The organism is Streptomyces sedi, from assembly GCF_006335015.1.
Lineage (GTDB): Bacteria > Actinomycetota > Actinomycetes > Streptomycetales > Streptomycetaceae > Streptomyces > Streptomyces sedi.
In genome coordinates this window covers 64,297-90,159 of sequence record NZ_VDGT01000019.1, presented here as the reverse complement: position 1 = coordinate 90,159, position 25,863 = coordinate 64,297, and the positions used below count along the sequence as shown (strand labels likewise).

Annotated in this window: 23 protein-coding genes; 13 read left to right on the top strand and 10 right to left on the bottom strand. The window is 73.8% G+C overall.

Features of this window, described 5'->3' with window-relative positions; all coding sequences use genetic code 11:
- Position 1: 1 nt before the first annotated feature.
- The 4 genes from FH715_RS22120 to FH715_RS22105 all read left to right on the top strand — a co-directional run bounded on the left by FH715_RS22120 (position 2) and on the right by FH715_RS22105 (position 4,057).
- The gene (locus FH715_RS22120) at positions 2-754 is read left to right on the top strand and encodes a (Fe-S)-binding protein (protein ID WP_139648067.1); all 753 of its coding nucleotides are present in this window, start codon (positions 2-4) and stop codon (positions 752-754) included.
- Between the two features lie 25 nt (positions 755-779).
- Complete coding sequence (locus FH715_RS22115) at positions 780-2,264, top strand: lactate utilization protein B (RefSeq protein ID WP_139648065.1); 1,485 nt, start codon at positions 780-782, stop codon at positions 2,262-2,264.
- On the top strand, positions 2,261-2,902 hold the full coding sequence (locus FH715_RS22110) for a LutC/YkgG family protein (RefSeq protein WP_139648063.1): 642 nt from the start codon (positions 2,261-2,263) through the stop codon (positions 2,900-2,902). Before FH715_RS22115 ends, FH715_RS22110 begins: the two co-directional genes overlap by 4 nt.
- 72 nt (positions 2,903-2,974) lie before the next feature.
- Positions 2,975-4,057 carry a questin oxidase family protein gene (locus FH715_RS22105; protein WP_139648061.1) on the top strand — a complete coding sequence of 361 codons (1,083 nt, stop codon included), beginning with the start codon at positions 2,975-2,977 and terminating at the stop codon, positions 4,055-4,057.
- A gap of 89 nt (positions 4,058-4,146) precedes the next feature.
- Here the strand turns inward: FH715_RS22105 and FH715_RS22100 are convergent, their stop codons facing one another.
- Together FH715_RS22100 and FH715_RS22095 are read right to left on the bottom strand one after the other, a co-directional pair.
- The gene (locus FH715_RS22100) at positions 4,147-4,686 is read right to left on the bottom strand and encodes an O-acetyl-ADP-ribose deacetylase (RefSeq protein WP_139648058.1); all 540 of its coding nucleotides are present in this window, start codon (positions 4,684-4,686) and stop codon (positions 4,147-4,149) included.
- 34 nt (positions 4,687-4,720) lie between these two features.
- Entirely contained in the window at positions 4,721-5,398 is a 678-nt protein-coding gene (locus FH715_RS22095) for a ThuA domain-containing protein (protein ID WP_139648056.1), read from the bottom strand.
- Between the two features lie 197 nt (positions 5,399-5,595).
- Between FH715_RS22095 and FH715_RS22090 the strand changes: the two genes are divergently transcribed.
- The 4 genes from FH715_RS22090 to FH715_RS22075 all read left to right on the top strand — a co-directional run bounded on the left by FH715_RS22090 (position 5,596) and on the right by FH715_RS22075 (position 8,023).
- Positions 5,596-6,717 carry a DUF2332 domain-containing protein gene (locus tag FH715_RS22090; protein ID WP_139648054.1) on the top strand — a complete coding sequence of 374 codons (1,122 nt, stop codon included), beginning with the start codon at positions 5,596-5,598 and terminating at the stop codon, positions 6,715-6,717.
- Positions 6,692-7,120, top strand: coding sequence for a PPOX class F420-dependent oxidoreductase (locus FH715_RS22085; protein WP_139648052.1), 429 nt, complete (start codon positions 6,692-6,694; stop codon positions 7,118-7,120). Before FH715_RS22090 ends, FH715_RS22085 begins: the two co-directional genes overlap by 26 nt.
- Before the next feature lie 7 nt (positions 7,121-7,127).
- Positions 7,128-7,520 carry a VOC family protein gene (locus tag FH715_RS22080; RefSeq protein ID WP_139648050.1) on the top strand — a complete coding sequence of 131 codons (393 nt, stop codon included), beginning with the start codon at positions 7,128-7,130 and terminating at the stop codon, positions 7,518-7,520.
- Between the two features lie 101 nt (positions 7,521-7,621).
- Positions 7,622-8,023 carry an NUDIX hydrolase gene (locus tag FH715_RS22075; RefSeq protein WP_211367736.1) on the top strand — a complete coding sequence of 134 codons (402 nt, stop codon included), beginning with the start codon at positions 7,622-7,624 and terminating at the stop codon, positions 8,021-8,023.
- A 55-nt stretch (positions 8,024-8,078) separates the two neighbouring features.
- Here the strand turns inward: FH715_RS22075 and FH715_RS22070 are convergent, their stop codons facing one another.
- The gene (locus FH715_RS22070; protein ID WP_139648046.1) at positions 8,079-9,935 is read right to left on the bottom strand and encodes an ABC transporter ATP-binding protein; all 1,857 of its coding nucleotides are present in this window, start codon (positions 9,933-9,935) and stop codon (positions 8,079-8,081) included.
- A 138-nt stretch (positions 9,936-10,073) separates the two neighbouring features.
- On the opposite strand from FH715_RS22070, the gene FH715_RS22065 reads away from it, so the two are divergent.
- Positions 10,074-11,651: a phytoene desaturase family protein gene (locus FH715_RS22065; protein ID WP_139648044.1), complete on the top strand. Its 1,578-nt coding sequence runs from the start codon at positions 10,074-10,076 to the stop codon at positions 11,649-11,651.
- A 47-nt stretch (positions 11,652-11,698) separates the two neighbouring features.
- Here FH715_RS22065 and FH715_RS22060 read toward each other — a convergent pair whose 3' ends face one another.
- Positions 11,699-12,859: a LacI family DNA-binding transcriptional regulator gene (locus tag FH715_RS22060; RefSeq protein WP_139648042.1), complete on the bottom strand. Its 1,161-nt coding sequence runs from the start codon at positions 12,857-12,859 to the stop codon at positions 11,699-11,701.
- A gap of 122 nt (positions 12,860-12,981) precedes the next feature.
- Here FH715_RS22060 and FH715_RS22055 point away from each other — a divergent pair, with 122 nt between their 5' ends.
- Positions 12,982-13,572 carry a lytic polysaccharide monooxygenase auxiliary activity family 9 protein gene (locus FH715_RS22055; RefSeq protein ID WP_139648040.1) on the top strand — a complete coding sequence of 197 codons (591 nt, stop codon included), beginning with the start codon at positions 12,982-12,984 and terminating at the stop codon, positions 13,570-13,572.
- Between the two features lie 128 nt (positions 13,573-13,700).
- On the opposite strand, the gene FH715_RS22050 is transcribed toward FH715_RS22055, so the two are convergent.
- Entirely contained in the window at positions 13,701-14,285 is a 585-nt protein-coding gene (locus FH715_RS22050; RefSeq protein ID WP_246108887.1) for a hypothetical protein, read from the bottom strand.
- Positions 14,286-15,562: 1,277 nt separating this feature from the next.
- Positions 15,563-16,144 carry a DUF6886 family protein gene (locus FH715_RS22045; protein ID WP_139648039.1) on the bottom strand — a complete coding sequence of 194 codons (582 nt, stop codon included), beginning with the start codon at positions 16,142-16,144 and terminating at the stop codon, positions 15,563-15,565.
- Between the two features lie 306 nt (positions 16,145-16,450).
- Here FH715_RS22045 and FH715_RS22040 point away from each other — a divergent pair, with 306 nt between their 5' ends.
- Complete coding sequence (locus FH715_RS22040; RefSeq protein ID WP_139648037.1) at positions 16,451-18,238, top strand: ABC transporter transmembrane domain-containing protein; 1,788 nt, start codon at positions 16,451-16,453, stop codon at positions 18,236-18,238.
- Positions 18,235-20,016 carry an ABC transporter ATP-binding protein gene (locus FH715_RS22035; protein ID WP_139648035.1) on the top strand — a complete coding sequence of 594 codons (1,782 nt, stop codon included), beginning with the start codon at positions 18,235-18,237 and terminating at the stop codon, positions 20,014-20,016. The genes FH715_RS22040 and FH715_RS22035 overlap by 4 nt, the downstream gene beginning before the upstream one ends.
- Positions 20,017-20,138: 122 nt before the next feature.
- Here FH715_RS22035 and FH715_RS22030 read toward each other — a convergent pair whose 3' ends face one another.
- Entirely contained in the window at positions 20,139-20,927 is a 789-nt protein-coding gene (locus tag FH715_RS22030; RefSeq protein ID WP_139648033.1) for a metal-dependent hydrolase, read from the bottom strand.
- A 124-nt stretch (positions 20,928-21,051) separates the two neighbouring features.
- Here FH715_RS22030 and FH715_RS22025 point away from each other — a divergent pair, with 124 nt between their 5' ends.
- Positions 21,052-23,565, top strand: a complete 2,514-nt coding sequence (locus FH715_RS22025; RefSeq protein ID WP_139648032.1) for a DEAD/DEAH box helicase — start codon at positions 21,052-21,054, stop codon at positions 23,563-23,565.
- Here FH715_RS22025 and FH715_RS28350 read toward each other — a convergent pair.
- The 3 genes from FH715_RS28350 to FH715_RS22010 all read right to left on the bottom strand — a co-directional run bounded on the left by FH715_RS28350 (position 23,537) and on the right by FH715_RS22010 (position 25,803).
- Complete coding sequence (locus tag FH715_RS28350) at positions 23,537-24,622, bottom strand: DUF6397 family protein (RefSeq protein WP_170184791.1); 1,086 nt, start codon at positions 24,620-24,622, stop codon at positions 23,537-23,539. The two genes, FH715_RS22025 and FH715_RS28350, sit on opposite strands and share 29 nt — an antisense overlap.
- A 118-nt stretch (positions 24,623-24,740) precedes the next feature.
- Positions 24,741-25,133: a roadblock/LC7 domain-containing protein gene (locus tag FH715_RS22015; protein ID WP_139648030.1), complete on the bottom strand. Its 393-nt coding sequence runs from the start codon at positions 25,131-25,133 to the stop codon at positions 24,741-24,743.
- A gap of 487 nt (positions 25,134-25,620) precedes the next feature.
- Complete coding sequence (locus FH715_RS22010; RefSeq protein WP_139648029.1) at positions 25,621-25,803, bottom strand: hypothetical protein; 183 nt, start codon at positions 25,801-25,803, stop codon at positions 25,621-25,623.
- Between the last annotated feature and the right edge of the window lie 60 nt (positions 25,804-25,863).

Here is a 25,863-nt window from a genome sequence, read left to right as displayed (position 1 = left end):
GGTGCGGGTCGCGCTCTTTGTCACCTGTGTCAACGACACGCTCTTCCCACGGACCGGGCAGGCGGTGGTGGCGCTGCTGGAGCGGCTGGGGGTGGCCGTCGACTTCCCCGAGGAGCAGTCGTGCTGCGGCCAGCCGCAGTTCAACACGGGCTACCGGCGGGAGACGGAGCCGCTGGTGCGGCGCTACGCGCGGGCGTTCCACGGCTACGACTACATCGTGACGCCCTCCGGTTCCTGCGCGGCGATGGTGCGGGACAACTACCCGCGGATCGGGGCGCGGGCGATGTCCGAGGGCCGGGACCGGGGGCTCGCCTCGGTGGCGGAGTCGGTGGTGCCCAGGACGCTGGAGCTGACGGAGTTCCTGGTGGACGTGTTGGGCGTGACGGACGTGGGCGCCTACTACCCGCACTCGGTGACGTACCACCCGACGTGCCACGGCCTGCGGATGCTGGGCCTGGGCGACCGGCCGCGGCGGCTGCTGGAGGCGGTGCGGGGGCTGACGCTGCTCGACCTGCCGGGCGCGGAGGAGTGCTGCGGGTTCGGTGGCACGTTCGCGGTGAAGAACGAGGCGGTCTCGGCGGCGATGGGCGCGGACAAGGCCCGGCACATCGTAGGGACGGGCGCCGAGGCGGTGTGCACGGTGGACAACTCGTGTCAGACGCACATCGGTGGCACGCTCTCCCGGCTGGGCGCCGGGGTGCGGCCGGTGCACCTGGCGGAGATCCTGGCCAGCACGGAGGAGACGCAGTGGTGAGGCACGGCACCCGGGAGGCGGCGGCATGAGCGGTGGGACCTATCTGGGGATGCCGGCGTTCCCCGAGGCGGCCAGGGCGGCCACGCGGGACGAGCGGCTGCGGGGGAACCTGAGGCACGCCACGCACACCATCCGCGACAAGCGGGCGCGCGCGGTGGCCGAGCTGCCGGACTGGGCGGAGCTGCGGGCCGCGGGCGCCGCGATCAAGGACCGGACGCTGCGTCATCTGGACGGCTATCTGGAGCGCCTGGAGGAGGCGGTGACGGCCGCCGGCGGCCAGGTGCACTGGGCCGCGGACGCCGCCCAGGCCAACGAGATCGTGACGCGCCTGGTCCTTCGGACCGGGGAGCGGGAGGTCGTCAAGGTCAAGTCGATGGCGACCCAGGAGCTGGGGCTGAACGCGGCGCTGGAGCGGGCCGGGGTGCGGGCGTACGAGACGGACCTGGCGGAGCTGATCGTGCAGTTGGGCGACGACCTGCCCAGCCACATCCTGGTGCCGGCGATCCACCGCAACCGTCGGGAGATCCGGGACATCTTCGCGGAACGGATGGGCGACTGGGGCCGGCCGGCGCCGGAGGGCCTGACGGACGAGCCGGCCGACCTGGCGGAGGCGGCGCGGCTGCATCTGCGGCAGAAGTTCCTGGACGCGAAGGTCGGGATCTCGGGCGCGAACTTCATGGTGGCGGAGACCGGCACGATGGTGGTGGTCGAGTCCGAGGGCAACGGGCGGATGTGCCTGACGCTGCCGGAGACGCTGATCTCGGTGGTGGGCATCGAGAAGGTGGTGCCGACCTGGCGGGATCTGGAGGTCTTCCTCCAGCTGCTGCCGCGCTCGTCGACGGCGGAGCGGATGAACCCGTACACCTCGATGTGGACGGGCACCTCGGACGGCGACGGCCCCTCGACGTTCCATCTGGTGCTGGTGGACAACGGGCGCACGGACACGCTCGCCGACGAGGTGGGGCGGCAGGCGCTGCGCTGCATCCGGTGTTCGGCGTGTCTGAACGTGTGCCCGGTCTACGAGCGGGCCGGCGGGCACGCCTACGGTTCGGCCTACCCGGGGCCGATCGGCGCCATCCTCACGCCCCAACTGCGGGGCGTCGACACGGCGTTGGACGCCTCGCTGCCGTACGCCTCGTCGCTGTGCGGGGCGTGCTACGAGGTCTGCCCGGTCGCGATCGACATCCCCGAGGTGCTGGTGCGGCTGCGGGAGCGGGTCGTGGAGGGCGGCGAGGCGACGGTCGGCGGCACCCGGGTGCGGATCAGGCCGGCGCGCGGGCACGCCGCCGAGCGGGCCGCGATGCGGGCGGCGCGCTGGGCGCTGGACCACCCGGGCGCGCTGCGCGCCGGGCAGCGGGTCGCGGGGCGGATGCGCCGCCTCCAGCCGCGCCGGCTGCCGGGGCCCGGCGCGGCGTGGTCGCGGACCCGGGACGTGCCGCCGCTGCCGCCGGAGTCGTTCCGTTCGTGGTGGCGCAGGACCAGGGGCGAGAGCGGGGAGGCGGGCCGGTGAACGCGCGCGAGGTGGTGCTGGGCCGGGTGCGGCGGGCGTTGGCCGACGTGCCGCGCGGGGAGGAACCGGAACGGGAGCCGTTGGAGCGCGGCTATCTGGAAAGCCACCAGCCGGCGGACCCCGTGGAGCTGCTGGCGGAGAACCTGGCCGACTACCGTGCGCTGGTGCACCGTGCGACGGCCGGGGAGCTGCCGGGTCTGGTCGCGCGGCTGCTGGCGGAGCGCGGCGCGTCCAGCGTGGTGGTCCCTGCGGGGCTGCCGCCCGGGTGGCTGGCCGAGGTGCCGGACGAGGTGCGCCGGGTCGCGGACGAGGAGGCGGCCACCGCGCGCCTGCTGGACGGCGTGGACAGCGTGGTGACGGGCTGCGCGGTGGCGATCGCCGAGACCGGAACGGTGGTGCTGGACGCCGGCCCCGACCAGGGGCGGCGCCGGATCACGCTGGTGCCGGACCATCACGTGTGTGTGGTGGCCGTCCCCGAGCGGGTGGTGGACTCGGTGCCGCTGGCGTTGCGGCGGCTGGACCCGTCGCGCCCGCTGACGTGGATATCGGGCCCGTCGGCGACCAGCGACATCGAGCTGGACCGGGTGGAGGGCGTGCACGGGCCGCGCCGGCTGGACGTGGTCCTCCTCGGGGCGTAGGCCCCGGGGCCGCGCGCCGACCGGTCGCGCGGCCGATGCCCGGGCGCCGGCCGGGCCCGTAGCGTGCCCGGCATGGACGACACGGGTGGGCACGGCACGGGCGGGGCGCGACCGGCGCGGGACGGGGTGCTGGACGAGGCGTGGGGGCGGCTGCACCGGGCGGGGCCCGAGTACCGCGGCTGGCTGAGCAACCACGCGCCGATGGCGGTCGAGGCGCTGGTACGGAACGGGCAGGGCGCCAGGGTGCACGGGTGGATCGACTCCTACCGGGGGAAGTTGGAGGACCGGCCGACCGGCAGCGGCCGGATCACGGAGGACGACTGGCGTGAACGGCTGGGCGACGCCCGGTATCTGACGGACTGGGCGCGGTTCTTCGCCGAGCGGCTGGCGGAGCGGCCCTGGCCCGAGGTGCTGACCGAGTGGTGGCCGAGGCTGCTGCCGGGGATCGCGGGCGGGGCGACGCATCCGGTGATCCGCGTCGGGCACGCCGTGCGGGCGCTGCTGGCCGACGGCGCCTCGCCGGCGGGGATCGCCGAGCTGGCCGAGGGGCTGGGGTACTGGGCGGCGCGGCACCAGCCGTTGCCTGCCGGTGTCGTGGGGACGCCGGTGGCGGAGGGCGCGGCGGGCGCTCTGGCCTCGGTGGAGCCGGTCGCCGACCGTTCGGGCGGGATCGGGCACCGGCTGGGGCAGCTGACGCGGCTTCCCGGGTGGCCCGGGGCGGGGTCCGCGCCGGGGGCGGACGGGCCGGAGGCGGCGCGGGCGGCGTTGGCCGAGCTGGTGCGTGCGGCGGCCGGGTACTACGCGGGGCACGCGCGGGGCGAGCCGGTGATGCTGGTGCACGCGGTGACCGCGCCCAACGCGGTGCTGCGGGTGCTGCCCGCGCTGCCGCCCGCGCTGTGGCGGCCGAGCGCGGCGGCGGCCTGGTCGGCGAGCGCGGCGGTGGTCGCCGCCTACGCGCCGGACGGCGGCCCGGAGCCGGTGGGGCCGGCCGGACCGGCCGGGCGGGACGAGGTGTTCGCGCGGGCCGCCGAGCACGGCGACGAGCATGTCATCAAGCTGGCCGACACCGTCCTCGATCTGCTGGCCGAGGTCCCCGGGGACCCGCTGCCCGCGGTGGCCGCCCGGCGCGCCGCCGCGCTGGTGCCACCCGACTGAACGGCCGTCACGCGTCCGGTCACGCCTCCCGCCGCGCCGACGTCCCTCGGGCCTCTCGCCGCGCCTCTCGCCGCGTCGAGGGGTTCCGCTCAGGCGTCCGACGGGCCCGCGTCGTCCGCGTCGACCGCGTCGAACGCCCGGTAGGCCCGTTCGTCGAAGAGCACGAACCGCAGCTCGTCGAAGGCGCCGCCCTCCGCCGCCTCGCGGGCCGCCGCCACCGCGAGGCGGGCCGCGTCCTCCAGGGGCCAGCCGTAGACCCCGGTGGAGACCGCCGGCATGGCGACCGTGCGGGCGCCGAGTTCCTCGGCGATCCGCAACGAGGCGCGGTAGCAGGAGGTCAGCAGCGCGGAGCGGTCCTGGGTCGCGGAATGGACGGGGCCGACCGTGTGGATGACCCAGCGGGCCGGCAGCCGGCCGGCGGTGGTGGCCACGGCCTCGCCGGTGGGCAGGCCGCCGCCGAGGTGGGCGGCGCGCAGGTCGCGGCAGGCCGCGAGGATCTCGGGGCCGCCGGCGCGGTGGATCGCGCCGTCCACTCCCCCGCCGCCGAGCAGGGAGGAGTTGGCGGCGTTGACGACGGCGTCGACTCGCTGGGCGGTGATGTCGCCCCGGACACGCGTGAGCACGGACATGGCGCCCATCGTGGCAGCGGTCCCGGGGGTGCGGTCAACTCGACTTTTCGGCCGAGGGATTGAGCACCCAGCGCAGTCCGCCCCGCAGATGGGCGCGGAAGGCGGGGTCGGTGAACGACTCGGAGGTGTGGCCGAGCGCGGTGTAGAACGACCGGCCGCCGGCCCGTTCGTGGCACCAGACCAGCGGGTGGTCGGCGCCCATGCCGCCCCCCTCGTAGCTGCTCTCGTCGGCGGTGGCCAGCACCCGGACGTGGGGGCGGGGGTTGCCGGTGAAGTTGTACCACTCGTCGACGAACTCCCAGCGCGCCGGCAGATGGGCGGTGGCCGGGTGGTCGTGGTCCTCGACGACGACCACGCCGGGCTGGAGGGCGGGGTGGCCGTCGAAGACGGCGCCCACCACGTGGGTGCCGAACCAGGGCCAGTCGTACTCGGTGGTGGAGGCGCCGTGCACGCCGAGGAACCCGCCGCCGTCGGCGAGGAACGCGCGCAGCGTCCGCCGCCCCTCGTCGGTGAGGACCTCGCCGCTGGTGGAGAGGAACACGACGGCGCGGGCGCCGGGCAGCGCGGCGGCCAGCTCGTCGGGGTCCTCGGTCGCGGTGACGGCGAGGCCGGCCTCGGCGCCCAGCTCGTGGAACGCGGCGACGCCGGCCGGGATCGAGTCGTGCCGGAAACCGGTGGTGCGGCTGTAGACGAGGATGCGCTCAACACTCATGCGGCCATCGTAGAAGGCGCTTACCATCCGGCCCCGTGCCCCCGTGAGGGGACCCCACCGGGGTTGCCATGATCACCGGCAATTGGGGCACAGGAGTACGAGCGGACCCTTCCTGCGGGTCTCCTGTCCCGATGCCCCTTCCCTTCGGACCCCGACGGACCCCATGATCTTGGGCGACCCCCAAAAAAGGAGTACCGATGCCCCGTGAACACCTTGCTCGGGTCTTTCACCAGCAGGCGGAGTCCTGTGGTCGCCAAGGCTCGCCGCTCTACGCCGCGTTGCTGGGGCGGATCGCGCGGGACATCGAGCAGGACGGGCCGAGCGTCGACGCGCTCGCGGGCCACGAGGACGCGGCGGTGGACGACGTCCTGCCGCTGCGGCTGCTGGGGGGCGCCCACGCGCTGGCGCTGACGGACCGGGCCCCGGAGCTGGCCGCCCATCTCCCCAGCACCGGCGGCGTGTTCGACCCCGCCCGGCCGGACGCGGCCTGGCCGGCGCTGCGCGCCGTGCTCTCCGAGGAGCGCTACTGGCTGCGTGACTGGCTGGCCAGGCCCCCGCAGACCAACGAGGTCGGCCGCTCCCACCTGCTGCTCGCCGCGCTGCTGCACACCGTTCCCACGCCGCAGACTCCGGTGCGCCTCTTCGAACTGGGGTCCAGCGGCGGGCTGAACCTGCGCGCCGAGCAGTTCCGCTACGAGGCGGACGGGTTCGCCTGGGGGCCGCCGGACTCGGCGGTGCGGCTGACCGACGTGTGGACGCCGGAGGTGCCGGCGTGGCTGCGCGCGGGCGCGGAGCGCCACCACGCGCTGCGGATCGTGGAGCGGCGCGGCTGCGACCCCTCGCCGATCGACCCGCTGTCGGCCGAGGGCTCCCTGACGCTGCGCGCCTATGTCTGGCCTGACCAGCGCGCGCGGATGGCGCGGCTGGAGGGCGCCCTGCGGATAGCGGCCAAGGTGCCGGCGACGGTCCAGGGCTCGGGCGCGGCCGAGTTCCTCTCCACCCTCGACGTCGAGCCCGGCACGTGGACGGTGGTGTGGCACTCGGTGATGCGGCAGTACGTCGCGCCGGACGAGTGGGCGCGGGTGGAGAGCGAGCTGGCCCGGCTGGCGGCCTCGGCGTCGCCGGACGCCGGCTTCGCGCACCTCGCCTTCGAGCCGGGGCGGCACGACGGCGGCGAGCGCTTCTGGCTGTCGGCGCGGGTGGGCACCGGCCCCGAGCGGCTGCTGGCCTCGGCTCACCCGCACGGCCTGCCCGCCAGTGGCCACGTCGCGGACAATCCCCCACGATGGACGTATGGCGCACACGATGGAGCGGAGTGAGTGGCGGGCCTTTCTCGCCGCGGGCACCAGGACCGGCAAGCTGTCGACCGTGCGCGAGGACGGCAGTCCCCATGTCGCGCCGGTCTGGTTCGTGGTGGACGGCGACGAGGTGGTGCTGACCACCGGCCGGAACACGATCAAAGGGGGCAACCTTGTCCGTGATGGACGGGTCGCCTTCTGCGTGGACGAGGAGAGCGAGCCCTTCGCGTTCGTCCTGCTGCGCGGGCGGGCCGAGTGGAGCGAGGACGCGGGACCGCTGCGCGAGTGGGCGACCAGGATCGCCGCCCGCTACATGGGCGAGGAACGCGCCGCGGAGTTCGGGGAGCGCAACGCGACGCCCGGGGAGATGCTGGTGCGGATCCGGCCCGAACACGTGGTCGCCATGGGCGACCTGACGGACTGAGCGCCCCGTGCCGCCGGCGCGGTTCAAGGAGTTGGCGCTCGACGCCGTCGACCACCAGGCGCTCGCCGACTGGTGGTGCCGGGCACTGGGCTACGAGCGGCGCCAGTCCGCACGCGAGGACGGGACCTGGCCGCCGCGGTGGCCGGTGCACATCCACGACCCGCTGGGCGAGGGCCCCTCCCTCTGGCTGAACCCGGTGGCCGAGCCGACACCCGGCAAGAACCGGATGCACTTCGACGTCCGGGGCGACACCGAGGAACTGCTGGCCATGGGCGCCACCCTGCTCCGGCGCGGCGCGGGCCCCGGCGACGGCTGGGACATCCTGTGCGACCCCGAGGGCAACGAGTTCTGCGTCTTCCCGCCCGAACGGCGGGCCTCGGTGCGCCCCACCGTTCGCTGAGCCGCCCCGCCGCGTTCGACGGCGTGCGCGACATGGCACCATCGTCCCGCGCCGCCCGTGGTCCGACGGGCGCGAGGACGAGTGCCGGAGGGCGGCAGACGGTGAGCACGACGATCGACACCGTGGCATGGGTGCACCTGGAGGGCGGGAAACTCCTGGGAGCGCGTTCGAAGGGGAAGGACGTGTTCTACATCCCCGGTGGCAAGCGTGCTCCGGGTGAGAGCGATCTGGAGACGCTGAGCCGGGAGGTCCGGGAGGAGCTGACGGTCACCATCGATCCGGCCACCGCGCGCCATGTCGGGACCTACACCGCGCAGGCGCACGGGCATCCGGAGGGAACGCTGGTCACCATGGCCTGCTACACCGCCGACTACGCCGGCACGCTCACGGCCAGCAGCGAGATCGAGGAGATCGCCTGGCTGACCCTCGCCGACCGCGAACGGACCGCGCCCGTCGACCACGCGGTCCTCGACGACCTCGCCGCGGCCGGCCGGCTGCGCTGACCGCGCCCCCGGCGGGGGCGCCCGCGTCAGGGGTCGGGGGTCAGGGGTCGGAGGGTCAGCTCCACGCCGCCACGGACCCGCCGTTCTCCGTTTCGACGTGCGCGGACGCGACGTTCGCCGTCTCGCGGGCGACCAGCGCGGCGTAGCGGCCGTCGAGCGCCAGCAGTTGCGCGTGGGTGCCGCGTTCGAGGATGCGGCCACCGTCCAGCAGCACGATCTGGTCGGCGTCCCTGACCGTGGAGAGCCGGTGCGCGATGGTGATCACCGTGCGGCCGGCGGCGAGCGTGTCGATCGCGCGCTGCACGGCGTGCTCGGTGCGGGTGTCCAGGGCGCTGGTCGCCTCGTCCAGCACCAGCACCGGCGGGTCGCGCAAAATGGTGCGGGCCAGTGCCAGGCGCTGCTTCTCCCCGCCGGAGAAGCGGTAGCCCCGCTCGCCCACCACGGTCTCGTACCCGTCGGGCAGCGCCGCGATGTGGTCGTGGATCTGGGCGGCACGGGCCGCGTTCTCCAGCTCTTCCGGGGTGGCGTCGGGCTTGGCGAACCGCAGGTTCTCGGCGATCGACGCGTGGAGCAGATAGGTCTCCTGGGAGACGACCCCGACCGTGGCGGCCAGCGAGGCGAAGGACAGGTCGCGCACGTCCACGCCGTCGAGGGCGACCCGTCCTCCGGTGACGTCGTAGAGCCGGGGCACCAGGGAGCCGAGGGTGGACTTGCCCGCACCGGTCGCACCGACCACGGCGAGTGAACTCCCGGCCGGCACCGTGAGGTTGACGTCGTCCAGGGTGGGTGGGGCGGCCGGGTCGTAGCGGAAGGTGACGTGCTCGAAGGCGACCTCGCCGCGTGGGCGCCGCAGCGTCACCGGGTCCGGCCGTTCGGTGATGTCCACCGGCAGGTCGAGGTATTCGAAGACGCGTTGGAAGAGGGCGAGCGACGCCTGGATGTCGACGCCGGTGGAGAGGAGCGAGGTGGCGGGGCGCAGCAGGCCCTGCTGCAGGCCGACGAAGGCGACCAGGGTGCCGATCGACGGCGGGTTCCCGCCGAGCTGCGAGAGGGCACCGGCGGACCAGTAGAGAAGCGGCGGGATGGCGCCCATGATCATGCCGATGGTGGCCATCCGCCACCGCCCCGCCATGCTGGCCCGCACCTCCAGGGCCACCAGCTTCTCCGACTCGTCGGAGAAGCGTTCGGTCAGCGCCTCGGCCCGCCCCATCGTGCGGCCGAGCAGGATGCCGCTGACCGACAGCGACTCGGTGACCATCGCCGCCATCCCGGCCATCTGCCCCTGGCGGCGGGCGGTGATCCGCTTGCGTTCCCTGCCGACCCGGCGGGCGATCCAGACGAAGAACGGCAGCAGCGCGACGGAGACCAGCGTCAGCCGCCAGTCCAGCGCCACCATCGCCACGAGGGTGGCGGTCACGGCGGTGACGTTGGAGACCAGGGAGGTCGCCGTGGAGGTGACGGTCGCCTGCATCCCGCCGATGTCGCCGGCGATCCGCGACTGGACCTCGCCGGTGCGGGTCCGGGTGAAGAACGCCAGCGGCATCTGCTGGAGCTTGCCGTAGACGCCGGTGCGCAGGTCGTGCATCACCCGCTGGCCCACGGTGGTGGAGATCAGGGTCTGGAGCACCCCGAAGACGCTGCTGACCAGGGTCGCGGCGACCATGCCGAGTGCGAGCACGGTGAGCAGCCCGGTGCGCCGCTCGGGCAGCGCCACGTCGATGATCTCGCGGAGAAGGAACGGCGAGGCGACCGCGACCAGCGAGGACGCGCCGACCAGCAGCCCCACGAGGGCGAGGCGACCGCGGTAGGGGGTGAAGAGACGGAGGATGCGACGGAGCTGCGGCGGGGGCTTGGGTTCGGCGTCGCCGCTCGTCGCGGGGGCGGTCGGCGCCGGGGGTGCGAGGTGGGGCAATGGGCTCCTTCGGGGGTGTGACGGACTTCCGGCGTCCGGGGCGGGCGCCGGGTGGGGAGGGCGATCCACCAGCGTACGACCGCTCCCGGGCCCGGTCGGGTGGCTGGCCGAACGGCGGGGGCCGTGTTACCAAGAGCCATGCCCAGTCGTTCGCGGTATGACGTGGTGATCGTGGGCGGCGGCCACAACGGACTGGTCGCCGCCGCCTACCTGGCGGGTGCCGGCAAGCGGGTGCTGGTGCTGGAACGACTCGAAGCCGCCGGGGGCGCGGCCGTCTCCGGCACACCGTTCCCCGGGGTCGCGGCCCGGCTGTCGCGCTTCGCCTACCTGGTCAGCCTGCTGCCGCGGCGTGTGGTCCTGGACCTGGGGCTGCGGCTCGAACTGCGCCGGCGCCCGTTCGCCTCCTACACGCCGACGGTGCGGAACGGCGCCCCGACGGGGCTGCTCGTCGGCGACGGGGAGGAGCGGGTGCGCACGTCGTTCACGCGGCTGACCGGCGACGAACGGGAGTACGTCGCCTGGCGTGAATTCTACGCCCGGACGGGGCGACTGGCCGGGCGCGTCTTCCCGACGCTGACCGAGCCGCTGCCCAGCAGGGCGGAACTGCGGGCCAGGGTGGCGGACGAGGCGCTCTGGTCGGCGGTCTTCGAACGCCCGCTGGGGGAGGCCGTGGAGGAGACCTTCGCCGACGACCTGGTGCGCGGGGTGGTCCTCACCGACGCGTTGATCGGCACCTTCGCGCACGCCCACGACCCGTCGTTGGCGCAGAACCGCTGCTTCCTCTACCACGTGATCGGCCAGGGCAGCGGCGACTGGGACGTGCCCGTGGGCGGCATGGGCGCGGTGACGCGGGCGCTGCGGGAGGCGGCGGTCGGCGCGGGCGCCGAGATCGCGACGGGCCACGAGGTGACAGGGGTCGCCACGGACGGGCGGACGGCCGAGGTGGCGTGGCGGACGGACGCCGGCGAGGGCGTGGTGGGTGCCGGAACGGTGCTGGTCAACGCCTCGCCGAGTGAACTGGCCCGGCTGCTTGGCGAGCCGGGTCCGCCGGCGCCCGAGGGCTCCCAGCTGAAGGTGAACATGCTGCTGCGCCGCCTGCCGGCGCTGCGCGACCCTGCGGTCGACCCGCGCGAGGCGTTCGCGGGGACGTTCCATGTGGCGGAGGGGTACGCCGAGTTGGAGACGGCCTACCGGGAGGCGGCGGCCGGGCGGGCGCCGAAGGTGCCGCCGAGCGAGGTGTACTGCCACTCGTTGACCGACCCCACGATCCTCTCCCCCGAGCTGGCGGCCGACGGGCACCACACGATGACGCTCTTCGGGCTGCACACCCCGGCCAGGCTCTTCACCGGCGGCGCGGCGGAACGGGAGCGGACGCGGGAGCGGCTGGTGGCCGACGCGCTCGCGGCGTTGGACGCGCACCTCGCGGAGCCGCTGGCCGACTGCCTGGCCGTCGACGCCGAGGGGCGGCCGTGCCTGGAGGTGCGGACCCCTGTCGACCTGGAGGAGGAGCTGCGGCTGCCGGGCGGCCACATCTTCCACGGCGACCTGGCCTTCCCCCACCGCGCGGGCGAGGGGGAGCCGGAGGGGCCGGCGGAGCGGTGGGGCGTGGCGACCGGGCACCGCAACGTGCTGCTCTGCGGCGCCGGCGCGGTGCGCGGCGGCGGGGTCAGCGGCGTCGGCGGCCACAACGCGGCGATGGCGGTGCTGGGGCGGTAGCGCGCGGCGCGGGGCGGCACCGCCGGTCGGGCGGTGCCGCCCGCCGCTCAGCCGGGGCGGCGGCGCGGTGGCGGGGCGGTGGACTCGCGGAGCACCACGTGGGTGCCGAGCGGTGCGCGCGGCGTCGCGTTCCCGTCCTCGCCGAGGGCCGACCGCACGGCGGCGCGGCCCAGTTCGGCGTAGGGCACGTGGACGGTGGTCAGCCCGGGCTGGAGGTCGGTGGCGCAGTCCGCGTCGCCGTAGCCGACGAGCGAGACGTCGTCCGGCACGCCGAGGCCGGCCTCGCGCAGGGCGGCGAGGGCGCCGGAGGCGGCGTTGTCGGTCACGGCGAAGACGGCGGTGAAGTCCGAGCCGCCGGCCAGCCGGCGGGCGAGCCGGTCGCGGGCCTCGGCGCGGCCGAGGCCGCCGCCGACCACCAGCTCGGGCCGGAACGGCACGTCGAAGTCGGCCAACGCCCGCCGGTAGCCGTCGAGTCGGCCGGCGGCCGTGGTCGATCCGGCGGCCGGGCCGAGGAAGAGCACCCGGCGGTGGCCCTCCACGAGCAGCCGGCTGACGACGGCGTGGGCACCGCCCTCGTTGTCGTACTCGACGACGGCGGCGGGGGTCGCGGCGTCGGGCGTGGGGCGCCCGCAGAACACCAGGCGGGAGCCGGCAGCCGCCAGGGAGCCCGCGATGGCGGCTAACTCCTCCTGGTGGCCGGGCTCCTGGGCGCCCCCGCCGATGAGGACGACGGCGCCGGCGCCGTGCTGCCGCATGGCGCGCAGCACGGAGCGCTCGCGCTCCGGGTCGCCCCTCGTGGTCCCGATGAGGCAACTGCGGCCGTGGCGCGCGGCCTCCTCCTCGACGCCCTGGGCAATCCGGGCGACCGCCTCGTCCCTGAGGTCGGCGAGGACCAGGGCGACGGTGGGCGTCGCGTGACCGCGCAGGGCGCGGGCGTGGCTGTTGGCGACGTAGTCGAGCTCCCGGACGGCACGCAGCACCCGCTGGCGGGTGCGGGGGGCGACGGGGTAGTTTCCGGCCAGCACGCGGGAGACGGTGGCCATGGACACGTCGGCGGCGCGGGCGACCTGACGGAGCGTCGTGGGGCCGGATGCGGCTCCGCGCGCGGACCGTTCGGGGCCCGCCGCCTCGCCGCCCCGGGGGCGCGGGCGGCTCGCCTGCGTGACGGACGGGACGGGACTGACGGATCTGACGGACGCGATGGACATGGCCACCCCTCACGATTCATTGGTCTGGACATGACGAAAAGCTCGCAGTAACGTCCCCCTTGGTCTAGACCGCGCTACTCCCCCCAGGAGCGCTCCTCCCCCACGACATCCGGGAGCGAAGTATGCGAAAGACGATCCTCACCGCCGCGACCGGCGCCGGACTCGCCGTGGCGACGGTGTTCGCCACCAGCACCACGGCTTCGGCCCACGGCTACACCACGTCCCCTTCGAGCCGTCAGCAGCTCTGCGCGCAGGGCGAGGTGAGCGACTGCGGCTCCATCCAGTGGGAGCCGCAGAGCGTCGAGGGCCCGAAGGGCTTCCCCGGCGCCGGCCCCGCCGACGGCTCGATCTGCGCGGGCGGCAACGCGCCGTTCGCCGAACTGGACGACCCGCGCGGCGGCGACTGGCCCGCCACGAGCCTCACTCCGGGGCAGTCGGCCACGTTCAGCTGGACGTTCACCGTGCGCCACAGCACCTCCACGTTCGACTACTACATCACCAAAGACGGCTACGACCCCTCGCAGCCGCTGACCCGCGCCGACCTGGAGCCGGAGCCGTTCCTGAGCGTCTCGCTCGACGGCGCGCAGCCGGGCGAGACCGAGAACCACGAGGGCACCGTGCCGGACAAGTCCGGGCGGCACCTGATCCTCTCCGTGTGGAACGTCGCCGACACCGGGAACGCCTTCTACGCGTGCTCGGACGTCGACCTCTGAGACGCGTTCCCGCGGGAACGTCGCGTGACATGACGCGGGCGCGTGGGGAGGCTCGATCCTCTCCCCACGCGCCCGCAGTTCGGGGACGACCGGGCCACGGGGGCCCGGTCGCTTCCGTGGCCGCCGCGCTAGCGCAGCCAGGGGAAGGAGCGCACCAGCTGGGTGCGCTCCCACCACCCGCCCAGGCCGTAGACCCGGCCCGCTGAGCAGAGCGCGACGGCGACCATGACCCCGGCGAAGACCACGTGCTGGTCGATGAGCGGGTTCGTCGACATCGTGGGCGTTCCGTCGGAGGCGTGCCGCGCCGGCGGGTACATGCTGAGCCAGAGCGTCAGCATCAGCAGCGGCCCGGCGATCGCCGTGACCCGCAGGCCGATTCCGAGCACCAGCGATATCCCCAGACCGCCCATGCCGGCCATGTAGAGCCAGTCCACGAGGGCCACCCCGGCCCAGGACTGGAAGACGGACTCCAGCGGCCCCACCGTGACGCTCGACAGGTACCCCTCGGCGGGCGATCCGCCACGCACCCAGGCGTTCTCCGACGCCGTCGAGTACCCCAGGCCCAGGGCCTTGTCGAGGAACGGCCACAGGAACACCATTCCGGTCGCGATCCTGACGACCGCCAGCACTCTGAGCGCCGTGGAGGGCACCGCTGCGTCCTCGGCCTCCGGGGTGGCGAGGCTGACGGGACGCGAAGGCTGTTGTACTGCCATGGACTTCTCCTTGTATGGCTGACCGTGGTTCGACGCCGTTCACGACCTCACCACCGCCGTGGGGGCGACGATCCCTGCCGGAGCGTCGTTCTCACGGGCCGTCAGGTGGGGGGCCCGCTCCCGGGTGTGCCGCGCGTCGCGGCCGGCGGAGGGCGGGTGAGGACCGCCCGACGGCTGTTCCGGGCGACGCCGCGGGAGCACGTTCGGGGCGACTTCAGGCACAGTAACAGCTGGTTGAACACGCAACGATCGAGGGGTGTGCGCCGCCGGGAAGCGCCCCTCACACCACGAATCGGCGCTCGCGCGCCCGTGGGGGCGTGGCGGGCGGCGCCGCGCGCGGGTGGCCGCGCGGTCGGGGTGAGGAGGCATCGACGGCTCGTTCCAGTACCGAGGGGGGACCGCCGCCGGGTGGTGACCGGCGTTCACCCGACGGGCGATCGACGGTCGAACTGGGAGCGCTCCCACCCGGCGGCGGCAGCTCAATGGTGCGTAGGCATCATGCCCCCGTCAAGACCTCGCGGCTTGACGAGTTGGAGCGAGGGGACACACTCCACGGCGTGAGGACCTCCGCCGGCTTCACTTCCTGTCCGGACCCCGAAAAACGGAACCCGTCCGACACTGCGGTCGTTTCGCCCCCGCCCGTCCCCGACAGGGGCGAAACGACCGACTCCCCGCTGGCCCGCCGGACACCCCCTCCCGCAGGGGGTCCGGAGCGGCAACACCACGACGGACAGCGGGTCGCGGTCACCGCCGCTGACGGCGGCGACCCGGCTCCTTACGCTCTCTCCGGCGCTCTCCCGCCTCGGGCGCGCCGGCCGCTCGCATTCAACTCCCGAACCCGGGGAACGGGGAGCGGTCGATGATCCCGTCGGCACGGCGACGGGCCGTCAACTTCGCGCCTCACGCGCGGAACGGGTGACGTCTCCGCTCGTCACGGCGTCCGGGAGGGTGACACGCACCGGGGAAGCCCTACGGGATGGCATGAGGCGGCCCTCTCGTTCCTTGGTCGGTGACCCGCCGAAGTGGGAGAAGCACCCCTGTTCAATGGGAGCGCTCCCACCTTGCGGTTGTCCCTCATAGTGGAAGCAGAGCATGCCCCCGTCAACCGTTGGCGCGGTCTTTTCTCAAACAAGGTCGGCCCGCCGGAGGCCCGTTCGGCCGATCGTCGTCCGTCTTGTGAAGTCCTGGGCGGACAAAGGGGGGCGCGGGCGCGGCGCGGAGGCGCCGTCGTGTTCGGGGGGTGAACGCGCCCCCGGTGGCGCCGCCGCGCCCCCGGCTCAGGAAATCATGGTGGGGGCGTGCGGGGGACCCGAGCGGCGTGCGGGCTGGGGGCGGGGGCGCGCGTTGCGCATCCGGATGGCGCTGTGACCGAGGCTGCTGTCGGTGGCCGCGTCCCAGAAGGGCCAGAGGTTGTCGTAGAGGCGCAGCTGGATGCCGGCCCGGCGGTGCAGCGCCAGCAGGTTGCCCACCGGAAGGGGCTTGCCCAGGGGCTCGACGGGCTCCCGGGCGACCAGCGCGTGCCGACCGGTGCCGAAGGAGTGGAACGGGCGGGCGGGCAGCCGGTAGGCGTACAGCTCGACGTCCAGGAACCGGGAGAGCCAGCCGTACTCGATGGCGTGCACCCGGTGGCCGCCGCCGTCGCCTATCAGGCGCTGGCGGTCCGCCCGTGAGGCGCTGGGCTTCAGCCAGACCATGGCTCTCGGGCACTGCCGGGGGAACCAGTAGTCGGGGGCGCGCTCGGCGTCCACGGCCCAGACGAGCTCCTCCAACGCGCCGGAGCCGGCGGAGACGTGGGGGCGGAAGATCTGGATGTCAGGGTCCTCCGAGAAGTGCAGGACCTCGCCTGGAGCTGGGCGCATCGCATCATGATCGCACCCGGGAAAGGGCGTTCGCGCGCCGGGGCATACGCCGGCGTCTGGAAAGTCCTCTGCACACAAGCGGAATGATCGCTTCTCAGCCAGCGCGATGTCTTCCGCTTTCGGGTGCGCGCCTCTCGCCGTCAGCGCGCGGAACGGGCCCGTCGGCGCGGGGAACGGGCCTGCCGGCGGGCCCTGAGGGCCGTGTCGGGCCCGGGACGGCCGGGAAAAACCCGTTGATTTTCGACGTCTCGGGCCGGGACTCTTGCAAGGTTGTCCAGTTCCGCCGCGCACTGACTCTGGGATGTCATGCAGATTCGCGATCTTCCGCATACCGACCCCGGCCAACCGGACGTGAGGTCGGGATTTCGTTTTCTGGTCTGGCTGTTCCGCTGCCAGCTCGGGGGCCAGGCCAAGGCCCTGGGCTGGGGCACCCTGCACATGGGCATGATCGCCTCGCTGCCCGTGCTGATGGGCATGGCGATCGACGCCGTGGTCGACGAGTCCGGGCGCCGGCTGGCGCTGACCGGGGCGCTCCTGCTGGTGGCGGCACTGCTGATGGCGTTCGCCGACACGATGCTGCACCGCACGGCCGTCACCAACTGGATCACCGCGGCGGCCCGGGTACAGCAGCTGCTGGCGCGCCGGACGGCCTCGCTGGGCGGGGTGCTCACCCGCCGGGTGGCGGCCGGCGAGGTGGTGAAGGTCTCCACGGGGGATGTCGAGAAGATTGGCTGGTTTGTCGAGTCGTTCTCCCGTTTCGCAGCCGCCGTGGTGGTCACCGTCTCCGTTTGCGGGGGGCTGATCTGGTACGAGCCCCGGCTGGGGCTGCTGGTGGCCGGGGGCGTGGCCGCCGTGGTGCTGAGCGTCTTCCCGCTGTTGCCGGCGGCGATCAGGCGGGCCGAGTTCGAGCGGGGGAAGTCGGGGCGGGCCGCAGAGCTGGCCTCGGACACGGTCGCCGGGCTCCGTGTGCTGCGCGGCATCGGTGGCGAGGAGCTGTTCCTGGACCGCTACCGCAGGGCGTCGCAGGAGATGCGGGCGGCCTCGGTGCGCAACGCCCGCATGTGGTCGCTGATCGACGCGGTGCAGGTGGTGATGCCGGGGCTGCTGCTGATCGCGGTGGTCTGGCAGGGCGCCACACTGGCCAGGGACGGCCGGCTCGGCGCCGGCGAGCTGGTGACCGTCTACGGCGCGGTGACCTTCCTGCTCTTCCCACTCAGGCTGTTCACCGAGACGGCGATGGCCTTCACCTTCTCCCGTCCCTCGGCGCGGCGTGCCGTGCGGGTGCTGGGGCTGCTCCGCGAGGGGCGCGGGGGTGCCGGGGACCGCGAGGGTGTGGATGGGTCGGCCCTGGAAGGGCCGACCGGCGATCTGACCGACCCGGCCACCGGGCTGCGGGCGAGGGCCGGCCGGCTGACGGCCGTGGTGTGCGGGGCGCCGGACTACGCGGAGCGGCTGGCCGAACGGATCGGTGGGCACCCGGCGTTGCCGGGCGAGGAGGGCTCGGCGCTGCTGGGCGGGGTCGCCCTGGACGAGATCCCGTTGGAGCGGGCGCGGGCCGCGGTGCTGGTGCAGGACAAGGACCCGGTGCTGCTGTCCGGGACGCTGGCCGAGCTGCTCGACGTGCCGGCCTCGGGGCGGGTGGACGCCGAGGCGGCGCTGCGCGCGGCGCGGTGCCAGGACGTGCTGGAGGCGCTCTCCCGGGCGACGGCGGACGGCAGCCGGGAGCCGATGCGGGGGGTGCTCACCGAGCGGGCGCGTTCGCTCTCGGGCGGCCAGCGGCAGCGGCTGGCGCTGGCGCGTTCGCTGCTCACCGATCCGGAGGTGCTGGTGCTCGACGAGCCGACGTCGGCTGTCGACGCGCACACCGAGGCGGGCATCGCGCGGGGGCTTCGGGAGCTGCGCGCGGGGCGCACCACCGTGGTCTTCACGTCGAGCCCGCTGATGCTCGACCAGGCGGACGAGGTGGTCTTCGTCCGCGACGGCGCGGTGGCGGCCGTGGGGCCGCACCGCGAACTGCTGCGGGCGGCGCCGGCGTACCGGGCCGTCGTGACGCGTGAGACCGAGACCGTCCAACTTGCCGAGGAGTCCGCATGATCGGCGTGCCGCCCCCCGAGTACGACCCGGCCGACTCGGAGAACGCGACGACGCTGCCGGTGGCCGGGGACCGGACGGTGCGCACCTATGTGCGCGCGCTGCTGCGCCGGCACCGCGGGGCGTTCGCGATCCTGGTCGCGGTGAACGCGACGGCCGTGGTGGCCTCCATGGTGGGGCCTTACGTGCTGGGCGGGGTGGTGCAGGCCCTCGCGGACGGGGAGCGGGAGCTGGGTCTGGCGCGGAACCTGTCGCTCTTCGCCGTGGCGCTGGCGGTGCAGGCCGTCTTCGTGCGGATGGTGCGGCTGCGCGGCGCGGTGCTGGGCGAGCGGATGCTGGCGGACCTGCGGGAGGACTTCCTGGTCCGCTCGGTGGGGCTGCCGCCGGGTGCGTTGGAACGCGCGGGCACCGGCGACCTGCTGGCCAGGATCAACACGGACGTGGACCGGCTCTCCACGGCGATGCGGGAGGCGCTCCCGCAGATCTCGATCGCCGTGGTCTGGGCGGGACTGCTGGTGGGCGGGCTGGTGGTGACGGCGCCGCCGCTGGCGTTGTCGCTGCTGGTGGCGTTGCCGATGCTGCTGGCTGTCTGCGTCTGGTACTTCCGGCGGGCTCCGGCCGGCTACCGCTCGGAGGCCGCGGGGTACGCGGCCGTGGCGGCGGCGCTGGCGGAGACCGTGGACGCGGGGCGGACCATCGAGGCACACCGGCTGGAGGACCGGCGCGTCGCGCTGTCCGATCTTCGAGTCCGTCAGTGGACTCGTTGGGAGGAGTACACGCTCTGGCTGCGGTCGATCCTGATTCCGGGGATCAACCTGTACCACGCCTCGCTGCTGGCCGGTGTGCTGATGATCGGCGGCTGGTTCGTGATCGAGGACTGGCTGACGGTCGGGCAGCTGACGACTGGCGCGCTGCTGACGCAGCTGATGATCGAGCCGGTGGGGATGATCCTGCGGTGGATCGACGAGCTCCAGGTGGCGCGGGTGTCGCTGGCGCGGCTGGTCGGGGTGCGGGAGGTCGAGGAGGACCTCGGCGACGCGGAGCTTCGGCCGGCCGGGCGTGAACTGGTGGCGGAGCGGGTGCGGTTCGGCTATCTGCCGGACGTGGACGTGCTGCACGAGGTGAGCCTGGACGTGGCGCCGGGCACCCGGCTGGCGCTGGTCGGGCCCTCGGGGGCGGGGAAGTCGACGCTGGGGCGGCTGCTGGCCGGGATCTACGGTCCGCGCACGGGGTCGGTGACGCTGGGCGGGACGCGGCTGTCGGAGATGACGGCGGAACGGGTGCGGGAGCGGGTGGCCCTGGTCAACCAGGAGCACCATGTCTTCGTGGGCCCGTTGCGCGACAACCTGCTGCTGGCGAGGACGGACGCGACGGACGCCGAGTTGTGGGCGGCGCTGGGAGCGGTCGACGCCGACGACTGGGTGCGGGAGCTGCCTGACGGTCTGGAGACGGAGGTGGGCTCCGGAGCGCTGACGGTGACTCCGGCGCGGGCGCAGCAGATCGCGCTGGCGCGGCTGGTGCTGGCCGACCCGCACACGCTGGTGCTGGACGAGGCGACCTCGCTGCTGGACCCGAGGGCGGCGCGCGACCTGGAGCGTTCGTTGGGGCGGGTGTTGGCCGGGCGGACGGTCGTCGCGATCGCGCACCGGCTGCACACGGCGCACGACGCGGACGTGATCGCGGTGGTCGAGGACGGCAGGATCACGGAGCTGGGGAGCCATCACGAGCTGGTGGCCGCGGACGGCGCGTACGCGGCGCTGTGGCGGTCCTGGCACGGCTGAGCGGCGTCGCCCGCGCGCCCTTGAGGGGCGCGTGGGCGAGCCGTCCCGGTGGGGCGGAGGGCCCGGTCCCCGGCGGGGGCCGGGCCCTTCGCCCGTGGTGCGGGCGGCGTGGGTGGGAGGGGTCAGGGCATCAGCAGGCCGGCGGCGACGCCGCTCGCCGCGCCGATGACGAGGAACGCGGGCATCAGCACCTTGTTCTCCACCCAGGCGCCGGCGCGGAAGCGCATGAAGCTCGGGGTGCCCAGGGGGTACCAGCGGCGGCCGGAGATCTTCAGCGGCCAGAGCATGGGGCAGCCGGAGATCGTGATGGAGTCCCCGAGGGTGTGCACGATGGCGCCCAATACGATGGGCAGGCCGAGCCAGGCGTAGGGCTCGTCGGTGAAGAGCCAGTTGGAGCCGTTGCCCGGCTCGTTCAGGACGCCGGCGACGATCCAGGCCGTCGCGCCGCCCAGCAGCCAGACCAGCACGTCGCTGGAGACCCGCGCCATCCGCCACAGCAGGCCCTCGACGGCCAGCACCATGTGGACGAAGAGGGTGAAGAGCACCGCCCAGCGGCCGAAGAGGATGGCGGCGCCGGAGAAGCCCGCGCCCAGCAGGACGGCCCAGATCCAGGTGTGGGTGAGGGTGCGGTGGCCGCCGGTACGGCGGCGGTCGCGTGGGCCCCTGGTGGAGTTGTAGACGGCGCTGGAGAGCTTGTCGATCACGCCGGCGAGGATGCGGGAGAAGGGGCCGAAGGCGCGGGATATCGTGGCCGACTTGTGGTCCAGGTCGGGTGCGAGCGCGGCGCCGGCGCAGATCAGGGTGCCGGCCACCAGCACCGGCCAGGGCATGGCGTGGTCGGCGGCGGCAGCGGCGGCCCCCACACCCAGCCAGGCCATCGCACCGGACAGCGAGTGCGCAGGTCCCATCATGGTTGAACTCCCCCGCCTTTTCTTCCCCGTTGAGTCGTCGTCTGGCCCGCCAGCGTAGCGCCATGTGATCTTCGGACGAACGGTCGGTTCTGCCGGGGGCGGGTGGTGCGGGCAGTATGGGACGGTGACCCTTATCGATCAGATGCCGCAGAACAGTGACCCCGATGCCCTCTTCGACGCGTTCTCGTCGTGGGCGGACGAGCGGGGGATCACCCTCTACCCCGCCCAGGAGGAGGCACTGATCGAGGTGGTCTCCGGGGCCAACGTGATCCTCTCCACGCCCACGGGATCGGGAAAGTCGCTGGTGGCGGCGGGGGCCCACTTCGCGGCGCTGGCAAGGGACGAGGTGACCTTCTACACGGCGCCGATCAAGGCGCTGGTGTCGGAGAAGTTCTTCGAGCTGTGCAAGCTCTTCGGTACGGAGAACGTCGGGATGCTCACCGGCGACGCCTCCGTCAACGCGGACGCCCCCGTGATCTGCTGCACCGCGGAGGTGCTGGCGTCGATCGCGCTGCGGGACGGGGCGCGGGCGGACGTCGGCCAGGTGGTGATGGACGAGTTCCACTTCTACGCGGAGCCGGACCGGGGCTGGGCCTGGCAGATTCCGCTGCTGGAGCTGCCGCAGGCGCAGTTCGTCCTGATGTCGGCGACGCTCGGCGACATGACGCGCTTCGAGGAGGACCTGAGGCGGCGCACCGGGCGGTCGACGGCCGTGGTCCGCTCGACGACCAGGCCGGTGCCGCTGAGCTACGAGTACCGGACGACGGGGCTGACGGAGACGCTGACGGAGCTGTTGGAGACCCGTCAGGCGCCCGTCTACATCGTGCACTTCACACAGGCCCAGGCGGTGGAGCGGGCGCAGGCGTTGATGAGCATCAACATGTGCACCCGGGCCGAGAAGGACGAGATCGCCTCGCTGATCGGCAACTTCCGCTTCACCACGCGCTTCGGCCGGAACCTGTCGCGCTATGTCCGGCACGGCATCGGGGTGCACCACGCGGGAATGCTGCCCAAGTACCGGCGGCTGGTCGAGAAGCTGGCGCAGGCCGGTCTGCTGAAGGTGATCTGCGGCACCGACACCCTCGGCGTCGGCGTCAACGTCCCCATCAGGACGGTGCTGTTCACGGCGCTCACCAAGTACGACGGCAGCCGGGTGCGGGTGCTGCGGGCGCGGGAGTTCCACCAGATCGCGGGGCGCGCCGGACGCGCCGGCTACGACACGTCCGGCTTCGTGGTGGCGCAGGCGCCCGAGCATGTGGTGGAGAACGAGAAGGCGTTGGCCAAGGCCGGCGACGACCCGAAGAAGCGCCGCAAGGTGGTGCGCAAGAAGGCTCCCGAGGGCTTCGTCAACTGGAGCGAGCAGACCTTCGAGAAGCTGATCGCGGCCGACCCCGAGCCGTTGACGTCGCGCTTCCGCGTGACCCACGCGATGCTGCTGGCGGTGATCGCGAGGCCGGGCGACCCGTTCGCGGCGATGCGGCGGCTGCTGGAGGACAACCACGAGCCGCGCAGGCAGCAACTGCGCCACATCCGGCGGGCCGTCGCGATCTTCCGGTCGCTGCTCGACGGCGGGATCGTGGAGCGGCTGCCGGAACCGGACGCGCAGGGGCGCACGGTGCGGCTGACGGTGGACCTCCAGGCGGACTTCGCGCTCAACCAACCGCTGTCGACGTTCGCGCTGGCGGCGTTCGAACTGCTTGATCCCGAGTCTCCCTCCTACGCGTTGGACATGGTCTCGGTGGTCGAGGCCACGCTGGACGATCCCCGGCAGATCCTGGCCGCCCAGCAGAACAAGGCTCGGGGCGAGGCCGTGGCCGCGATGAAGGCCGAGGGGATCGAGTACGAGGAGCGGATGGAGCGGCTGATGGACATCAGCTATCCCCGCCCCCTGGACGAGCTGCTCTTCCACGCCTTCGACCTGTACCGCGGGAGCCACCCCTGGGTCGGCGACCACCCGCTGTCGCCGAAGTCGGTCGTCCGCGACATGTACGAACGCGCGATGACCTTCTCCGAGTTCGTGTCGCTCTACGAGCTGGCCAGGACCGAGGGCATCGTGCTGCGGTATCTGGCGAGCGCCTACAAGGCGCTGGAGCACACCGTGCCCGAGGACCGGAAGTCGGAGGACTTCCAGGACATCACGGCGTGGCTGGGCGAGTTGGTGCGTCAGGTGGACTCCAGTCTGTTGGACGAGTGGGAACAGCTGGCCAACCCGGAGACGGAGGAGGCCGACGAGGCGCGGGAGCGGGCGGACCAGGTGCGGCCGGTGACGGCCAACGCGCGGGCCTTCCGGGTGCTGGTGCGGAACGCGATGTTCCGCCGGGTGGAGCTGGCGGCGCTGGACCGCTACACGGAGCTCGGGGAGCTGGACGGGGACGACGGTTGGAACGCCGAGGCGTGGCGCACCGCGCTGGAGGGCTACTGGGACGAGTACGACGAGCTGGGCACCGGCCCGGACGCCAGGGGGCCGCGGCTGCTGGCGATCGAGGAGCACCCGGAGGACGGGCTGTGGCGGGTGCGGCAGACCTTCGCCGACCCGGCGGGCGACCACGACTGGGGCATCTCGGCCGAGGTGGACCTCACGGCATCGGACTCCGAGGGGCGCGCCGTGCTCAAGGTGATCGACGTCGGGGCGCTGTGACGGCGGGCGGCGGCTCCTGACGGGCGAGGCGGAGCGCGACCGCCAGCTGCTCCCGGTACCAGCCGGACTCCTCCGGGTCGTGCGCGGTGAGCAGCCGCCGCACCGTGCGCCACGGGCCGGCCGCGAGCCGGGCCGCGACCAGGGGCGGGCGCAGCCGGCTGAGCGCCGCCCGCTCGGCCGGGTCGGGCACCGCCTCACGCAGGACGCCGAGCGGCAGCACCGCCGCGGGGACCGCCGCCGCCTCCCAGGGGCCCGCCGCCTGCCCGACGAGCGTCCCGGTGCGTCGGGCCCGCCATCGGCGCGGGCGCCAGTCGTGTCCCCTGCTGAGTGTGTGGCGCAGCCCCTCGGGCAGGGCACCGGTCAGCAGGGCGGGGCGGCGGCGCGCCAGGCGCAGCAGCTCGACGGGCGGATAGCGCCAGGCGATCACGCCGTGCTCGGTGAGCAGGAACTCACAGGGGCTGAAGCAACCGCCCCTGGCCAGACGGGAGAAGCGAGCGGTGCTGATGCCGAGCAGCTCGGCGCCGACCGCGGTGCTCACCGGGTGGCGCGGGAGCCGCCGCCCCATCGGCGGCCGTGGCGCTCCCCTGGCCCTCCGGCGCGCCGGGGGCGCGGCACGCTCCCACCGCCCGAGACGGCGGGCGGGCGCCGCCAGGCCGCCCGGGGCGCGCCACGGCCGGTGGCGCACCAGCCGCCTGTGCCGCGCCAGGTCCTCGGCGACGCCGGAACGGGCCGTCGCCGGGACACGGGTGATCAGAGGATGGTCGAACAGCCGGGCCGCGCCGGGCCGCTGACGGCTTCTGACGGCGGTGGCGCCCCGCGCCGAGGCGGTCGCGAGGGTCGCGCGGCCCGCCACCGTCCTCCCCGGCGGGGCACCGCCCTCGCCGGTCGGCGGCGCCGCACCGGGGGCACGCCGGGTCAGATGGGCGCGGCCGACGCCACGGGTGGTGATCGCCGCCGCGCGGGCCGGGCCGCGTGTCTCGACGGAGGACAGCACCGGGGAGCTCGGCGAGAGCCGCGAGGGTGTGAGAGCGAAGGGGGCGGGGTTCCAGAGACGCATGACTACCTCCAGCAGGCAACTACTCACTGTCGGTAGTGACTCTACCCCCGGCCGCCCCGTCGACGCAACTCTGAGTAACCGAGACCTCGCGGTGCGGCACCGCGTCGGCGTCTTCCGGCTACAGTGCCTCTCGCGCGGCCAGCCCCATGTGCTCGCCCACCTTGTTGACCAGCAGCGTCATCTCGTAGCCGACCTGCCCGACATCGGCGTCGGGCCCGGTCAGAACGCACAGACAGCTGCCGTCGCCGGCGGAGGTCACAAAGAGCACCCCGTCGTCGAACTCGATCATCGTCTGCCGGACATCGCCGCAGCTGAAGTGATCCCCGACCCCCTTGGCCAGACTGTGCAACCCGGAGGCGACGGCGGCGAGATGCTCCGCGCTGCTGCGCCGGAGCCCTCGACTCACCGAGGTCACCAGCCCATCGCTCGACAGCAGCAGCACATGCCGCACACGCGGTAGCCGCTGCGCCAGGTCGTCCAGCAGCCAGTCGAGCGTGGTGCTCAGTGCCATCCCCAGCTCCCCCTTCTCGTAAGGCGACTGCGAAGTCAGCCTTCCCCAGCAAGCGGTTGTGAGCAACCGTCTACCCCCCACCGCCATCCGGAAGGGACCGTACCGCTTTCACGCCCCGGAGGGCAGGGGCGGGGCACCCACCGACTCGAAGAGGCCTGTGAACGCGGCGGCCGGCCCCGGCCGCGCGGTCGGGGCCCCGGGTGAGCGTGACGGAAAGGCGGCGGGAAAACGTCGGGAAATCGCCGCGAAAAATGGGCGGGGAAGGTCGACAAAGCGATGTTGGCCTGCCGGCCTGGCTCGGGATGACCGCCGTGTGGACGCCGTGTGGACGTGGAGCGGTGGGCGGTCGAGCGCGGGAGTGTGGCGGGTAGTTGCCCGCGCCGTTCCCCGCGCCCCCGGCACGGGCCCGGGCCGGCAGCGGGAACGACCACCGACCGAACATCGAACGGTCGAGCGCGGAAGCGTGCCGAATCGCCCCCGGAGGGGCTCAGCGGCCCAGTTCCTTGCGGCCGGCCCGGCGCAGGCGGGTGCGCTGCGAGGAGTCCAGCAGGAAGTACGCGCCGACCGGTACACCCACCATCACCAGCAGCGCGATCCAGAAACTGGTCAGCCACCAGAGAACCACCCCGGCGCCCAGCGCGCCGATCGCGACCTTCGCACCTCGACTCATGGTCAGCACCTCCTCGCCACGGCGAGGGTCGCCGCGGCACTGTGTCAACGTCTCTCCAGT

Bases quoted from the DNA above. Each gene is read 5' to 3' on its own strand.
- FH715_RS22115 (WP_139648065.1), top strand. From the start codon at position 780: ATGAGCGGTGGGACCTATCTGGGGATGCCGGCGTTCCCCGAGGCGGCC.
- FH715_RS22105 (WP_139648061.1), top strand. From the start codon at position 2,975: ATGGACGACACGGGTGGGCACGGCACGGGCGGGGCGCGACCGGCGCGG.
- FH715_RS22100 (WP_139648058.1), bottom strand. From the start codon at position 4,686: ATGTCCGTGCTCACGCGTGTCCGGGGCGACATCACCGCCCAGCGAGTC.
- FH715_RS22095 (WP_139648056.1), bottom strand. From the start codon at position 5,398: ATGAGTGTTGAGCGCATCCTCGTCTACAGCCGCACCACCGGTTTCCGG.
- FH715_RS22090 (WP_139648054.1), top strand. From the start codon at position 5,596: ATGCCCCGTGAACACCTTGCTCGGGTCTTTCACCAGCAGGCGGAGTCC.
- FH715_RS22085 (WP_139648052.1), top strand. From the start codon at position 6,692: ATGGCGCACACGATGGAGCGGAGTGAGTGGCGGGCCTTTCTCGCCGCG.
- FH715_RS22065 (WP_139648044.1), top strand. From the start codon at position 10,074: ATGCCCAGTCGTTCGCGGTATGACGTGGTGATCGTGGGCGGCGGCCAC.
- FH715_RS22060 (WP_139648042.1), bottom strand. From the start codon at position 12,859: ATGTCCATCGCGTCCGTCAGATCCGTCAGTCCCGTCCCGTCCGTCACG.
- FH715_RS22055 (WP_139648040.1), top strand. From the start codon at position 12,982: ATGCGAAAGACGATCCTCACCGCCGCGACCGGCGCCGGACTCGCCGTG.
- FH715_RS22050 (WP_246108887.1), bottom strand. From the start codon at position 14,285: ATGGCAGTACAACAGCCTTCGCGTCCCGTCAGCCTCGCCACCCCGGAG.
- FH715_RS22045 (WP_139648039.1), bottom strand. From the start codon at position 16,144: ATGCGCCCAGCTCCAGGCGAGGTCCTGCACTTCTCGGAGGACCCTGAC.
- FH715_RS22040 (WP_139648037.1), top strand. From the start codon at position 16,451: ATGCAGATTCGCGATCTTCCGCATACCGACCCCGGCCAACCGGACGTG.
- FH715_RS22035 (WP_139648035.1), top strand. From the start codon at position 18,235: ATGATCGGCGTGCCGCCCCCCGAGTACGACCCGGCCGACTCGGAGAAC.
- FH715_RS22030 (WP_139648033.1), bottom strand. From the start codon at position 20,927: ATGATGGGACCTGCGCACTCGCTGTCCGGTGCGATGGCCTGGCTGGGT.
- FH715_RS28350 (WP_170184791.1), bottom strand. From the start codon at position 24,622: ATGCGTCTCTGGAACCCCGCCCCCTTCGCTCTCACACCCTCGCGGCTC.
- FH715_RS22015 (WP_139648030.1), bottom strand. From the start codon at position 25,133: ATGGCACTGAGCACCACGCTCGACTGGCTGCTGGACGACCTGGCGCAG.
- FH715_RS22010 (WP_139648029.1), bottom strand. From the start codon at position 25,803: ATGAGTCGAGGTGCGAAGGTCGCGATCGGCGCGCTGGGCGCCGGGGTG.